The organism is Glaciecola sp. 2405UD65-10, from assembly GCF_048820975.1.
In the GTDB taxonomy this organism is placed as follows: domain Bacteria; phylum Pseudomonadota; class Gammaproteobacteria; order Enterobacterales; family Alteromonadaceae; genus Glaciecola.
The window spans coordinates 2,672,420-2,686,397 of record NZ_JBMEUF010000001.1; the positions used below are offsets into that span (position 1 = coordinate 2,672,420).

The window sequence follows — 13,978 nt, forward strand, 5'->3', positions numbered from 1 at the left end:
CAGTCTCTATTAATTGGTGTTAATTTTTGATTTATGTATTGTGTGATTTTTTTGCTTAGCGGGTGGTACTAAGTCAATGCCGCCAGGATGCATAGGCTGGCATTTTATAATACGTTTAATTGCTAAATAACTACCCGTTAATGCGCCATGCTCTTTTAAAGCCTGATGCGCATAACATGAACAAGTGGGATGAAACCGACAATTTTGCCCTAAAAACGGGGATATAAACAACTGATAAAAACGTACTATTAATAATAAGGGGAAAGCTAATAGGTGTTTGATTGTATGACTTACGCACATCTTTTGCTAATCCTTCGCCACAAACTTTCAAGTTGCTTATTAAGTTGAGTATTATCTAACTCATTTATACCATGTTTTGCGATCACGATGATATCAACATTTGGAAACTTGTGGTTATTTAAGCGGAAACTTTCTCTTATACATCGTTTAATACGATTTCTATGTACTGCAAGCTTTACTTTTTTCTTAGGCACAGTTACACCTAAACGAGCATGGTCTAAGTCGTTATGTCGAGCGAGTATAGTAATAGTTTTGGATGTTGCAGGAATAGCTTGTTCGAAAACGTAAGAGAAGTTTCGAGGAGTCAACAGACGTGACTCCCTCGGGTATGTAAAGCTTTTAGCTTGCACGGTATAATATTACCGAATTAAGCTGATAAGCTCTTTCTACCTTTTGCTCTGCGATTAGCAATCACTTTGCGACCGTTTTTAGTGGCCATGCGAGCACGGAAACCGTGAGAGCGCTTGCGCTTTAAGTTACTTGGTTGAAAAGTTCTTTTCATGACCTGATTCTCATTAAGTTATAGTTACACTGACAAGTCTCATAATTCTGTAGCCAAACTGCTATAGCGATAAAACGTGCCTCATTAATTGGACGCGGAATAATAGAGATCTAGACCAGTAAAGTCAAGGCTTAAGTCGTATTATTCACTAAGTTTTCTGATTCTTTTTTAATCGACATATGTTTCATATGAAACATATGATTATTTACAGTCTAAAATTGCTGGTTTTATATGTAAATGTGTACAAAATAACTTATCCACAAAATTTATTTAAACTAAGGTATAAAGTAGCTTTTTATTCCTAAAATGATCTATAAAATTCTTTAGTTTCGCTAGTTATTAAGCATATTATAAAATATATAAGTAATTAAATTAATGGCTTATGAAATAATTGTGCATAACTTAGCTAAAACAATGCAATTCCCCTCATTTAATGTGGATAAAGCGTTTTATTTCACCTATTATAGCCGGCCCTCATTTCACCGTTAGCGATTAAGGAAGGCTTTTGGCTATAAACTGGACTGACTGTTTAGACTCACTTAAACATGATCTAGACGCAGAGCAATTTAATATGTGGCTAAAACCACTTAAATCCCATTTTGATGGTGAAACACTTCGCCTTTATGCCGCAAATAAGTTTATTTTGGGCTGGGTGAAAGACGAATACTATAATGTAATCACGGCAGTACTTAAGCAGCTATATGGTTCTGATGCTCCCATACTATCTTTAGAAGATGGTGTGCCACCCGTAGTGGCTCAGCCGAGTGCAAATGTAGAGCAGGCTAATACGAAAACAGCGCCTTCTAATTCACCTCAGCTTAGTGAAGAATATTCTTCAGGTATTACACCTAAATTAACCATAAACCCTGTGAATACTAACTCAGAGAAAGAGTACAACGTTTTCACTGCACCCCAAGAACTCGCTCCAGCTCCGCCGCCGGTGCCTGCTAGCAAGCAAGTTGTACCTAAGTTAGATAATCATAATAGTAACGTAAATGCTAATTATACCTTTGACAACTTCGTTGAAGGTAAGTCAAACCAAATGGCGCGAGCAGCCGCTACTCAAGTCGCTCTTAACCCTGGTGATCCATACAATCCATTGTTTTTGTATGGCGGAACGGGCTTAGGTAAAACTCACTTAATACATGCAATTGGTAATGAAATTTTAGCTAAAAAGCCAAATGCTAAAATTGTGTATATGCATTCTGAGCGCTTTGTACAAGACATGGTAAAAGCGCTTCAAAATAATGCGATAGAAGAATTTAAACGTTTTTACCGCTCAGTAGATGCATTGCTAATTGATGATATTCAATTTTTCGCAAACAAAGAGCGCTCGCAGGAAGAGTTTTTTCATACCTTTAACGCGCTGTTAGAAGGCAATCAACAAATTATACTTACCTCTGATAGGTACCCGAAAGAGATTGATGGTGTTGAAGACCGATTAAAATCACGTTTCGGCTGGGGTTTAACAGTTATTATTGAGCCACCTGAATTGGAAACACGGGTTGCTATCCTTTTATCTAAGGCAAAGCAAAACCGAATTGACCTAGCGCATGAAGTTGCGTTCTTTATGGCGAAGAAAATTCGTTCAAATGTACGAGAACTTGAAGGTGCTTTAAATAGAGTAATTGCCAACGCAAACTTTACTGGTAAACAGATTACCATTGATTTCGCTAAAGAAGCGTTAAGAGATTTACTTGCCTTGCAAGATAAGTTAGTTACTATTGATAATATAATAAAAACGGTAGCTGACTATTATAAGATTAAAGTATCTGATATTTTATCAAAAAGAAGAACACGAAGCGTAGCTCGTCCTCGACAAATGGCTATGGCTTTGGCAAAAGAATTAACTAATAATAGTTACCCTGAAATTGGTAATTCTTTTGGCGGCCGTGACCACACAACCGTAATACATGCGGTTAAAAAAGTAGAAGAATTACGCGGCGATTCTCATGATATTGCAGAAGATTACACTAATTTAGTTCGTACATTATCGTCTTAGTTTACTAACTTGGAAAACAAATGAATTTCACCATAAGTAGAGAAGCTTTTTTACAACCCCTTCAGTTAGTCGCTGGTGCTGTTGAACGTCGTCATACCTTACCAATTCTGTCAAACGTGTTAATACGCGTGAGCGAAGGTGCATTATGGATGACGGGAACAGACTTAGAGGTTGAACTTATTGCGAACATTAAGTTGTCTGGCAACAGTTCTGACGGGCAAATTACCGTTCCGGCTAAGAAACTTTTAGATATTGTGCGTGGCTTACCAGAAGACTGCACCATACTGTTTAGTGTTGACGAGAATAAAGCCTTACTTAAATCAGGGCGTTCAAAATATTCTTTATCTACTTTAAGTGCTGATGACTATCCTAATTTAGAAGACTGGGAAGGTGACAGTGAATTCGAGATTTCACAAGAATCTTTGAAGCAACTCATTGAATCTGTTCAATTTTCTATGGCTCAGCAAGATGTTCGTTACTACTTAAATGGTATGAGTTTAGAAACATCTGACAATCAAATTCGTACTGTTGCTACCGATGGTCACCGTTTGGCAATGTCATTGGTAGACTATTCTGCAGAATCTTTACCAAGCAAACAGGTTATTATTCCTCGCAAAGGTGTAATGGAAATATCACGATTAATTGATGATTCTGACACTAAGGTAAAAGTCCAACTTGGTGCTAACCATATTCGTTTGTTCAGCAATTCTTTCATTTTTACAAGTAAGTTAGTTGACGGCCGATTCCCTGACTACAACCGCGTAGTGCCTAAGGGCGCTGATAAAGGTTTAGTTGTTTATCGTGACGTGATCAAAGGCGCTTTTTCTCGTGCTATGATTTTAACCAACGAGAAATTCAAAGGGGTTAGGCTAAACCTAGAACCTGGCGAATTAAAAATTACAGCAACTAATCCAGAGCAAGAACAAGCTGAAGAAATTATTGATGTTGATTATCAAGGTGAGAGCTTAGAGATTGGGTTTAACGTTGCATACTTAATTGATGCGTTAAATGCTATACATACTGACTCTGTTATTTTCAAATTGTCAGATTCAAATGCCAGTGCTTTGGTGCACGGAATAAAAATGGTAGATGGTGAAGCAATTGATGATGATTCTTCTCAATACGTTATTATGCCAATGCGTTTGTAGTAAATACTAATAAGAACTTTTATTCTTGTAATTTCAAACCATGCATATTGAACAGATACGGTTGTTAAATTTTAGAAATTTTGCAACCGTTGATATGCAGCCGCATCCACACCTAAATATAATTTTTGGTGAGAATGGCGCGGGAAAATCCTCTCTTCTAGAAGTTATTCATGTACTAGGATTTGGCCGTTCGTTTAGAACATCTAAATCAGATACCTTTATTAGCCACAGTGAAAAGTCAGCTTCCGGCTTTTGTAAATATACTTTAAACAATGATGTTTCTTCTTTGGGCTTCACTCGCTTAAAAGGGAATGGTTTTGAATTTAGTGTAAATGGTGAGCGTACTAAGCGAATCATCGATATTGTTCGTTTGCTGCCTGTTCAAATTTTCACACCACAAAGTAGTGACCTATTACTAGGCGCGCCAGTAGGAAGAAGAAGATACATAGATTGGCTAGTGTTTCACGTGGAACACAATTTTCATAAGCAAAATTCGCGTTATCAATCGTGTTTAAATCAAAGAAATGCGCTGTTAAAAAAGTTTGATTTTAAACAAAGCAGTGAATTTTTGCAGCAAGACGTATGGCTAGAACAACTCGCTGATATAGGTGAATCTATATCTGAGCTAAGGGAAAGCTATGTTAAGCGCTTAAACGACGAAATAAGTGCCTTATATGCGCAATTTTATCCTGAGTTAAATGTAGTATTGAGGTATAATACTGGTTGGGAAAAAAATATTAGCTTAAAAGACAGTATTCAAAATAAAGTTGAGCGTGATTTATTTCGAGGTTCAACTTCAAGCGGCCCACACAAAGCAGACTTACAGTTTCTTGTTGATGGGCGAAATGCAGCGGAATATTTGTCACGCGGCCAATTGCGATTACTGGTTTCATTATTGCTATTAGCTGAAGTTCGCTTACTAAAAAAGTTAACTGACAAACCTAGCGTATTTTTAATTGATGATATATCAGCAGAGTTAGATGAATCTACACGAGATAAATTTATCTCAACTTTGCTAGAGCAAGACACCCAAGTATTTGTGACAGGGATTGAGAAACAACAAATGTCATTTATGCAAAATTACAACAACAAAAAAGTGTTTCACGTGAAACAAAATCACGTTTTTGAGGAGTGAAGATGTCAGAACAAAGCTACGACTCGTCGAGTATTAAAGTTTTAAAAGGGCTAGACGCAGTAAGAAAACGCCCAGGGATGTACATTGGTGATACAGATGATGGAACTGGTTTACACCACATGGTTTTCGAAGTTGTCGATAATTCAATTGATGAAGCTTTAGCTGGGCACTGCTCAGAAATCGTTATTAAAATCCATTCTGATAACTCTGTATCAGTTAGCGATGATGGCCGAGGTATTCCAACTGAGATTCATGAAGAAGAGGGCATTTCGGCTGCTGAAGTAATTATGACAGTACTGCATGCCGGCGGTAAGTTCGATGACAACTCTTATAAAGTTTCTGGTGGTCTTCACGGTGTTGGTGTTTCAGTTGTAAACGCTTTATCTAAAAAACTCGCACTAACCATTAATCGAAATGGCGAACGCTTTGAACAAGAATATGACATGGGCGTGCCAGTTGCACCGCTTGGTCCTGTAGGTTCAACTGACAAAACCGGTACAAAAATAAGATTTTGGCCAAGTGAAGAAACATTTACTAATGTTGAATTTCATTATGATATTTTAGCTAAGCGTATTCGAGAACTTTCATTTTTGAACTCTGGTGTTTCAATTACACTTGAAGACGAACGCGACGGACGCAAAGACAACTTCCACTACGAAGGTGGTATTAGAGCGTTCGTAGAATACTTAAATACCAATAAAAACGTAGTACACGGTAAAGCCTTTTACTTTACTCATGAACGTGATGATGGTGTAGCGGTAGAAGTTGCTATGCAATGGAATGACGGTTACTCAGAAAGCATATTCTGTTTTACTAACAATATTCCACAACGCGATGGTGGTACTCACCTTGCTGGATTTAGAGGCGCACTTACTCGTACTCTGAATAACTATATGGAAGCTGAAGGCTACAACAAAAAGAACAAAACGAACGCTAGTGGTGATGATGCCCGTGAAGGTTTAACCGCTATAGTTTCAGTAAAAGTGCCCGATCCTAAGTTCTCTTCACAAACTAAAGATAAACTTGTATCTTCAGAAGTGAAATCGGCCGTTGAAACAGCAATGGGTGAAAAGCTTGTTGAGTTTTTACAAGAAAACCCAAGCGATGCGAAAGTTATTGTTAATAAGATTATTGATGCTGCTAGAGCCCGTGATGCTGCACGTAAAGCACGCGAAATGACTCGAAGAAAAGGTGCATTAGATTTAGCTGGTTTGCCAGGTAAACTAGCTGACTGCCAAGAAAAAGACCCTGCGCTTTCTGAACTGTATATAGTGGAAGGGGACTCGGCAGGTGGTTCTGCAAAACAAGGTCGTAATCGTAAGAACCAAGCAATACTTCCGTTGAAAGGGAAAATTCTAAACGTAGAAAAAGCACGCTTTGATAAAATGCTTTCTTCACAAGAAGTTGCCACTCTAATAACTGCACTAGGCTGTGGAATTGGAAGAGACGAATACGATCCTGATAAACTACGTTACCACAGTATTATTATTATGACCGATGCTGATGTTGATGGATCTCACATTCGTACTTTGTTATTAACGTTTTTCTATCGTCAAATGCCTGAAATGATTGAACGCGGTCATATATTTATTGCCCAACCGCCGTTGTATAAAATTAAGAAAGGCAAGCAAGAACAGTATTTAAAAGATGATGATGCCTTAACTGGATTATTAACTAACATTGCTGTTGATGGTGCATCACTACACGTGAGTGAAGATGCTCCAGCTATTCAAGGTGTAGCCCTAGAAAACATGGTGACCTTGTATCAATCAACCATGATCATGATTGGTAGAATGCACAGAAGAATGCCTGAATCATTGTTAACGCAACTTATATATTGCGCGCCAATTACGTTAGCAACGCTTGAAGACAAAGCTACACTTACCACTGTTGGACAACAGTTGGTTGATTTACTTGCTGCGAGCGAAGATGATTCGCGAAGCTTTTTATTCAACGTTGAGTTGAGCGAAGATGGTAAAAACGAGTTAGTTATTATCATGCGCCAACACGGTATTGATTATAATTACCTTATTAATAGTGATTTTGTAAGCTCACCTGAATATGAGAAAATTAGAAAGTTAAACGAAACAATTAACGATTTAATGAGTGAAGGCGCGTACATTAAGCGTGGCGAAAAAACTAAGCCAGTAGCTGAGTTTAAAGAAGCACTTGAATGGTTAATGGCAGAAGCAAAACGCGGCCAATACATTCAGCGCTATAAAGGACTTGGCGAAATGAACCCTGAACAGTTGTGGGAAACAACTATGGATCCTTCACAACGTAGGATGCTGCAGGTAACCATTGAAGACGCTATTGGCGCGGATCAATTGTTCACTACGCTAATGGGTGACCAGGTTGAGCCACGTAGAGCCTTTATAGAGTCAAATGCGCTTAACGTTGAAAACTTAGACGTGTAGATTACAATGATAGAACCTTTTACTAAGTACTAAAAGATTTATCACTGTTACTAAAGGTGCTCATAACGAGCACCTTTTTTATTTATAAGGCCTGTCATTCACCGCCCCCAATTCATTCCTGCACCGTCTCTCGTCATTCTTGCGAAGGCAAGAATCTCCTAAACAGACAACTAAAGTAAAATAAAAGCTAACACACTGATTTAACGAAGTTATTTAAAAATTATTATGCGTAATTACTATGCATTCAATATAAATGCAGTAATAAAAGCTAGAAATACCTATAAATATCGAGGTAAGCTATTGAAATGAATTAACTATGAAGCGTTTAGGAAATAACAGGATGAAGTCTTCATAATAAGCTGTTATGTGAAGGTGGATGAATGAAAATTGGGCAAACTTACAAGGAACCGTCTGTTGATACCCAAAAGTTCTTCGATGGTATGGAGAATGAAAATCCGATATTTTCTTTCATTTGTGGTGCATGTCAACGGCGCATAAGACTCGATTTTTGGAAGTTTTTAGATGAAGCGAGCAATTGGGAAAATAATTTTTGTGACTCAGATTTACTAGAAATAAAGAGTAAGATATCGTTTCCGCAAGTTTCTGAGTTTATAAAGTCTCATGAGGGTGGTCAGCCATACTTGGCGATTACTGTTTGCGAGTATTGTGCTCATAAACACCTAGTATATGTTGGCTTTTATGAGTTTCAACCAGCTAGATATTTTGGAACTTTGCAGGGTGTATATGAAGCAATCACATAACAAGTCGTTAAAGCAGGACAAAAAACAGTTGGCTTTTGCTCCTTCGTCGCTAATTTTAGCCAACTATTTTATTGCCTCTTAACGAGCTGTTAGGTTTCTATGAAGTTAATCTCACTTTTGACATTGTTCTTTTTCATTTCCGGATGTACTAGCACATCAGACAAAGAGCGTATCGCTAAAGATGAATACTGGGAATATATCAAAGAAGTAACGGTAGCTATGAAAAAGCCAACGCCTAGCTCTGTCAAAGCTGGTGCAATATGGAATTTTATATACTTAAACTCAGATAAAGAAATAATACGCACGTTAACGGTCAGACTCACGAACGAAGAAATTAGAATGTGCTCTCCTATAAGTGCACTAAAAATGGAAATCTTATCCGAGTCAGTAGATGGAAAACCTAAATCACATGTACCAACTACGATTGCAGCTTATTCGGTGCTGGGAAGCAGGTTCCATTTTGCGCTAAACGCAATGGTATGTGATGGCTCAAAAGATGTTTATGGTAATGTTGATGAACTTGGCTTCATTGGTGAAGAGAGCATTTCAAATTGGTTTTGCCCCGAAATAGAGAAGTGTCCTGGACCAATTTACAACATGGTAGTTGGGGCTCCGGTAAAACCTAACAAACCACTATAGTCACTCGCTGGCGCTCGTTGGGACACAAACACGCAGGCTCTTTTCGCTTCGCTCCGTATTATAGCCTGCGTATTGGCGCCCCTAGGTGGGGCGTTAGAAGTTACAAACTGAAATGGAGTTTGATTTGAAATTTATCGTATTATTATTATTGTTCGCAGCGGTCAGTGGATGCAATTCGATAATCGGAATACCTACTGATTCTGAAGCTCAGCCATGGAGGAGTATATTTTTATTGTCATTCTTTTCTATTTTGACGATTACTTCTATATCAGTTATTTCACTAATCATAAGTAGATTCAAAGATGAAACTTTTCAATTGAAACTGCAAAATTTGTTAAATTACTCAATGATATTAGTTGCTTTCGTTTGGTTGATTGGTGAAATGTCATTATCACCAAGAACAAATATCAGAATTGACCTATTTATTACTTTACCTGTCGTCGGTATTCAATTTGCTACTGTATTTATTGGTTGGCTCTTAACTAGAAGAGTTAAAGTAAGTTCTAACAAGCTGTTAAAGCGGGACAAATTGTAAGGCGTTGTAGGCTGAAAAGGGTGATTGAGTGAATAAAGTTTTTAATGGATTTTTCTGGGGGATAGGCTTTTCTATAGCATTTGCAGCAGCTATGACAATTTGGGCTCTTACTGCTCAACCAAGAACTGAAGCCATATTTAATGAGTCATATAACGCAGTTAAATCGGATTACGAATTTTCATTTGTAAATGCACTGGGTATTGAAAAGATAAGCTCAACTTTAAAAGAAGACCATATTATTCTCAGTTACAAGATGATAAACCTAAAGTCATCTTCACAAGCATCTCTTTATACGATTAGATTCAGCCTTTTTTCAAAGGATGGCGATTTTATGGGTAACTGTGATAACCCAATACCGGAACTTTACACAGATAACGAACTTATTTATCTTACTAGTAAATGTGTAGATCTCCTTAAAGCTCCGAAAGAGTTTGGAAGTTCTGCTATTTCAGTTTTAAGAAATCGAGACCAATTAGAGTTTAAATTAGTGAATGAGGTAGATTGATTTATGAGCGCGTATAACAAACCGATGAAGCAGGACATTGCAGTTGGCTTTTGCTCATGCGTCACTTATTTTAGTCAGCAATTTTTAGCCGCTGAATGAGGCGTCATGTTTTAATGCTGAATAAGCCCAAATTCTAATCTCAAGGAGAGCTCATGAATGTTATACCATTAATTGGAGGCCTTGTTTTTAGTGGGGTAGGCGTATATATCTGCTATGATTATCGTCGCTTTAATAAAAACGCCTTGAAAACCACAGGTAAGATAATTAGCTATGATGAATACTTTTCAAAAGATAGCGATAATATTAAAAGAAAAGTGTATCGTCCAAATTATCAGATAACAGTTAATGGCTCTACCTATGTTATTAAATCTAAAACTTCATTTCAGTCAAAAATCATTCCCGTAGGTCATAATGCGGATGTTCTATACCAGCAAGGTGATGAAACAAATGCTCGCTTAGCTAAAGGGAATGGGCAGGGATTAGGCTTTTTATTTATAGCCCTCTCTTTTCCAGCATATTATTTTGGGTTGTTTCATTAATATATATGTTGTTACCTTGGAAACAAAGAAATATAACGATGCATTTAAAAAGACAAATAACAGTTGGCTTTTGCTCCTGCGTCGCTTATTTTAACCAACAATTACTCACCTCTTAACGAGGCGTTAGCACTAGCAAAAGGAATGTCGATGAAATCTAGAATATTAATCACAATACTAGGGATAGCTTTTTTAGCTTCATGTAGTTCGATACTAAGCCAAAATACTGGAAAGAAAACGCAATCGAGTAGCTTGATGGATTTTCTATACCCAGATGAAACAAGTCGTTCTGAACATAAACCAGAAATGCCAGTTTTAAAGTTGCCAGTTAAAGTAGGTTTAGCTTTTGTTCCATCTAAAAATTGGCAAAATGATGGAATTCACGGTAAGGACCAAGTTGAACTGCTTGAGACAGTCAAAAAATCATTTCTCAAATATGATTACATTGACCATATTGAAATTATACCAAGCACTTACTTAAATGGCGGTGAAGGTTTTTCGACTTTAGAGCAAGTTGGGAGGCTATATGATGTCGATGTGATGGCTTTGGTTTCCTATGACCAAGTATCTCAGTCACTAGAAAACAATGCTGCTTTACTCTATTGGACAATAGTCGGTATGTATATTATTCCTGGAAATGAAAACTCTATTCAAACCTTTGTTGATACGGCTGTTTTTGATATAAAGAGTAAGAAAATGCTTTTTAGAGCTCCAGGTATTAATAAAATTGAAAAAAGAACTACTGCTGTAGGAATTGATGAAACTCTTTCTGAAAAATCGTTAGAAGGTTTTGAGTTGGCAGTGACCGATATGACGGTAAACTTAGATGCTGAACTTGCTCGCTTTAAAACAAGAGTCAAAGAAGAAAAAATAGCAAAAGTTGAACATCGAGAAGGTTTTAGTGGTGGCGGTTCAATGGGGTATTCTTTGCTAGTTTTGGTGTTCGTAGTGCTAACAAGAAAATATGTCTTAAAAAAGGGTCAGTGTTAGTTCGCAAGCTATGTGATGCAAATTAATACTGACCTTTTTTTCTATTTTTCTGTGGGCTTTAAGAACAAGGCCATTAAAGTTGGCTGGTCAGGAATACCCGTTTCTCGTATGCCAATCGACTTTTGAAAAGCCGCAAACGCTTTAACGTCGTTATTGTCGTAATTAGCGTCTACATCGCCATTTAAAAAACCTAATGCTTTTAAACGCTTTTTAGCACGTAACAGTATTTCTGAGTAATAGTACGACTGTGTATTCTGCACATCAATTTTGGTCATTATTGAGTTCGCTTCTAAGCGAATAGGAAATAATGTTTTGATCAAACTATTGGTAGCAGTTAAAAAATGCATGTCGGAGTTGGTTTGGCAATGACGTTGTAACAAAGCAAGCATGAGTTCAGTAGATTGCCATGGGGTCACGTCATAAGTGTTTTCTTGGGTGCTATTAAAGTGACTTAAGTAGCCTTCCAACCAACCACCATACAAATAGTAGTCGGTGGTTTTAGCTTCACTGGCTTTTAAAAAATCACTACACATGCGCTTGCCCGCGCCTTTAACCGCAAACTTTCCTTCGGTATCAGCGGCATTAGCCACCAGCGACCCGCACATACCAATGGCACACGCCGTCACAATAGATATTAATTTATTCAAAACAAACTCTCTTGTACTTTTTAATCAAGAAAAAGGCCCGATGCTATTTGCGTCAGGCCTTTTATATTACTACCAATTAACTTAGTAAGGATAGTCTAAAACTATGCTTTCTTACTTTTACGTAAACCAGCAAGACCTAATAGACCTAAACCAAATAATGCAAGTGCACCTGGTGAAGATACGTCTGTTGGACCTGGTACAAATGTGGTGATTGGCAATTGCAATACGCCGAATTGACCTGCTTCTGAGAACGATACACCTGTCACGAATGCGCCGCCATCAGAAGGTGATAACATAAGGTCAGTGTCGATTCCAGTAATGGTAAAGGTAGATACTGGAATATCAAACTGAACAGTAGAGTTAGCCATTAAGGCCATTTCTACGGTGTCGCCTAATGAATTAACATAAGTCACTAAGTAACCGTTTGGATCATTTACAGTTAGCAAGGTTGGTGCCGTTACGCTGGCAAACAAACCACCGTCAGTAGCGGTGTAAGTATAGCCGGTCGCTACGTCAGGGTCGAACCAAATAGTTTCACCAGCTTCAACTTCAGGTAACTGAATAACAAACGCGCCTTCGTCGTTAGTTGGGTTACTTGGGTCGGGTAATACGGGTGTGAACTCAGAGTCGCCGCCGTCAGAATCAAAGTCACCAAAGCTGCTTAAAAAGATGGTGCTATCAAAACTAGAATCACCTGCATCAGCAAGGATTAGTTTGAATGTATTACCTTCGCTACCAGGAACAACTGGCACATCAAAGCGCATTAAAGGAATGCCATTCGGTGCAAGTACACCATTAAGTTCGGTACCTTGAATTGCGCTAAAATCAGGATGGTTGATATTTATTGCTAGAGGGCTTGTACCTGGCTCTGCACCAGTTTCTAAAGCACCAGCAACATTGGTTCCGTTTACAAACATGCCAAATCCATCAATAAATTCGGTCCCGACGAAATTAGGAAACTCTTCAGATCCAAAAGCAGCAATGAACGAAATTTGCTCTACGTCTTCAGCCACGTCAAATGTAATATTAAGTTCAACAGGATCGTAATGCTCGGTTTGTCCTGTTATACCTTCCAAAATTGCATTTTGCTCATCTGTAGCCGATGAGTTAAAGGAGCCTGAAAAACTTCCGCTAGTATTAGGGCCATCTTCATAGTTGTTTACATCGCCAGTACTGAATACAACACCGCCTGCAACTGGAAGACCATATACATCAGATGTATTGGTAAAAGTGCCTGATTGAGGTGTGATAAGCGTATCAGCTGCAAGTGTAGATATACTTGCAAGAATAGGTCCTTCACACTCTACATTATCAATGCAAGGATCAATAGGAAGTTGCACATCGCATTCAACTTCGTCATCACATTCTACAGGGGCAGGGCCTTCGCCTCCAACCATTACACCGCCAAGAAGACTGTAGCTAGTAATAGTTACGCCAGAATTAGGAATGATTAGTGTATTTGCGAGATCTTCAGCACTATTAGTAGAAGTAATTTCAATAGCACTAGCGCTAGTTGAACCAATTGCTAAAGCAACAGCACAAGAAATGCTAGTTAGCGTTGCTGTTTGAGTAAAATATTTCATTATTATTAAATTCCGTTTTAGATTAATGCAAGCCTCTTCTGAGGTAAATCAATCTATTTAAGTGTATTTTGTAAACAGGGTGTGGGCTACCTAAAGTATCCAGAGGTAAGGTGTAGCAATAAACGAGCCATACAAAAATAAGGTTTTAATTGCATGATAATTATCAACTTTTTCATAAAGCAATATAGTTTTCTTAAGTGAAGTGTAAAAATAATTGACAAAAATATCAGAAGTTGAAAATTGTAAAAATGAATGTAGGTCGCTCAATGCTCAATTCG

At 37.9% G+C, this 13,978-nt stretch carries 14 protein-coding genes; 9 read left to right on the top strand and 5 right to left on the bottom strand.

Going from position 1 to position 13,978, the window contains the following annotated elements; genetic code table 11:
• Window positions 1-9: 9 nt before the first annotated feature.
• Genes yidD through rpmH form a run of 3 tightly spaced genes read right to left on the bottom strand, consistent with a single transcriptional unit; the run spans window position 10 to window position 802 of the window.
• Complete coding sequence (gene yidD / locus ACOI22_RS11795) at window positions 10-300, bottom strand: membrane protein insertion efficiency factor YidD (protein ID WP_420672227.1); 291 nt, start codon at window positions 298-300, stop codon at window positions 10-12.
• Window positions 291-650 carry a ribonuclease P protein component gene (gene rnpA / locus ACOI22_RS11800; protein ID WP_420672228.1) on the bottom strand — a complete coding sequence of 120 codons (360 nt, stop codon included), beginning with the start codon at window positions 648-650 and terminating at the stop codon, window positions 291-293. The genes yidD and rnpA overlap by 10 nt, the downstream gene beginning before the upstream one ends.
• A 17-nt stretch (window positions 651-667) precedes the next feature.
• Window positions 668-802, bottom strand: a complete 135-nt coding sequence (gene rpmH / locus ACOI22_RS11805) for a 50S ribosomal protein L34 (protein WP_420672229.1) — start codon at window positions 800-802, stop codon at window positions 668-670.
• A gap of 505 nt (window positions 803-1,307) precedes the next feature.
• Here rpmH and dnaA point away from each other — a divergent pair.
• From dnaA to rhlP, 9 genes are all read left to right on the top strand, one after another.
• Window positions 1,308-2,804, top strand: a complete 1,497-nt coding sequence (gene dnaA, locus ACOI22_RS11810) for a chromosomal replication initiator protein DnaA (RefSeq protein WP_420672230.1) — start codon at window positions 1,308-1,310, stop codon at window positions 2,802-2,804.
• Between the two features lie 20 nt (window positions 2,805-2,824).
• A complete protein-coding gene (gene dnaN / locus ACOI22_RS11815; protein WP_420672231.1) occupies window positions 2,825-3,952 on the top strand; it encodes a DNA polymerase III subunit beta in 1,128 nt (375 codons plus the stop codon).
• A 40-nt stretch (window positions 3,953-3,992) separates the two neighbouring features.
• Window positions 3,993-5,087: a DNA replication/repair protein RecF gene (gene recF, locus ACOI22_RS11820; protein WP_420672232.1), complete on the top strand. Its 1,095-nt coding sequence runs from the start codon at window positions 3,993-3,995 to the stop codon at window positions 5,085-5,087.
• Between the two features lie 2 nt (window positions 5,088-5,089).
• Window positions 5,090-7,504 (top strand): DNA topoisomerase (ATP-hydrolyzing) subunit B, encoded by a 2,415-nt coding sequence (gene gyrB / locus ACOI22_RS11825; protein ID WP_420672233.1) that lies wholly within the window; start codon window positions 5,090-5,092, stop codon window positions 7,502-7,504.
• A 380-nt stretch (window positions 7,505-7,884) separates the two neighbouring features.
• On the top strand, window positions 7,885-8,265 hold the full coding sequence (locus ACOI22_RS11830; protein ID WP_420672234.1) for a hypothetical protein: 381 nt from the start codon (window positions 7,885-7,887) through the stop codon (window positions 8,263-8,265).
• Between the two features lie 117 nt (window positions 8,266-8,382).
• Complete coding sequence (locus ACOI22_RS11835) at window positions 8,383-8,904, top strand: hypothetical protein (protein WP_420672235.1); 522 nt, start codon at window positions 8,383-8,385, stop codon at window positions 8,902-8,904.
• 563 nt (window positions 8,905-9,467) lie between these two features.
• Window positions 9,468-9,944, top strand: a complete 477-nt coding sequence (locus ACOI22_RS11840) for a hypothetical protein (protein ID WP_420672236.1) — start codon at window positions 9,468-9,470, stop codon at window positions 9,942-9,944.
• A gap of 152 nt (window positions 9,945-10,096) precedes the next feature.
• A complete protein-coding gene (locus tag ACOI22_RS11845; RefSeq protein WP_420672237.1) occupies window positions 10,097-10,483 on the top strand; it encodes a hypothetical protein in 387 nt (128 codons plus the stop codon).
• Between the two features lie 147 nt (window positions 10,484-10,630).
• The gene (gene rhlP, locus ACOI22_RS11850) at window positions 10,631-11,470 is read left to right on the top strand and encodes a rhombotarget lipoprotein (protein WP_420672238.1); all 840 of its coding nucleotides are present in this window, start codon (window positions 10,631-10,633) and stop codon (window positions 11,468-11,470) included.
• A 41-nt stretch (window positions 11,471-11,511) separates the two neighbouring features.
• Here the strand turns inward: rhlP and ACOI22_RS11855 are convergent, their stop codons facing one another.
• Window positions 11,512-12,117: a peptidoglycan-binding domain-containing protein gene (locus tag ACOI22_RS11855; protein ID WP_420672239.1), complete on the bottom strand. Its 606-nt coding sequence runs from the start codon at window positions 12,115-12,117 to the stop codon at window positions 11,512-11,514.
• 101 nt (window positions 12,118-12,218) lie between these two features.
• On the bottom strand, window positions 12,219-13,700 hold the full coding sequence (locus ACOI22_RS11860) for a choice-of-anchor L domain-containing protein (protein WP_420672240.1): 1,482 nt from the start codon (window positions 13,698-13,700) through the stop codon (window positions 12,219-12,221).
• Window positions 13,701-13,978: the final 278 nt, after the last annotated feature.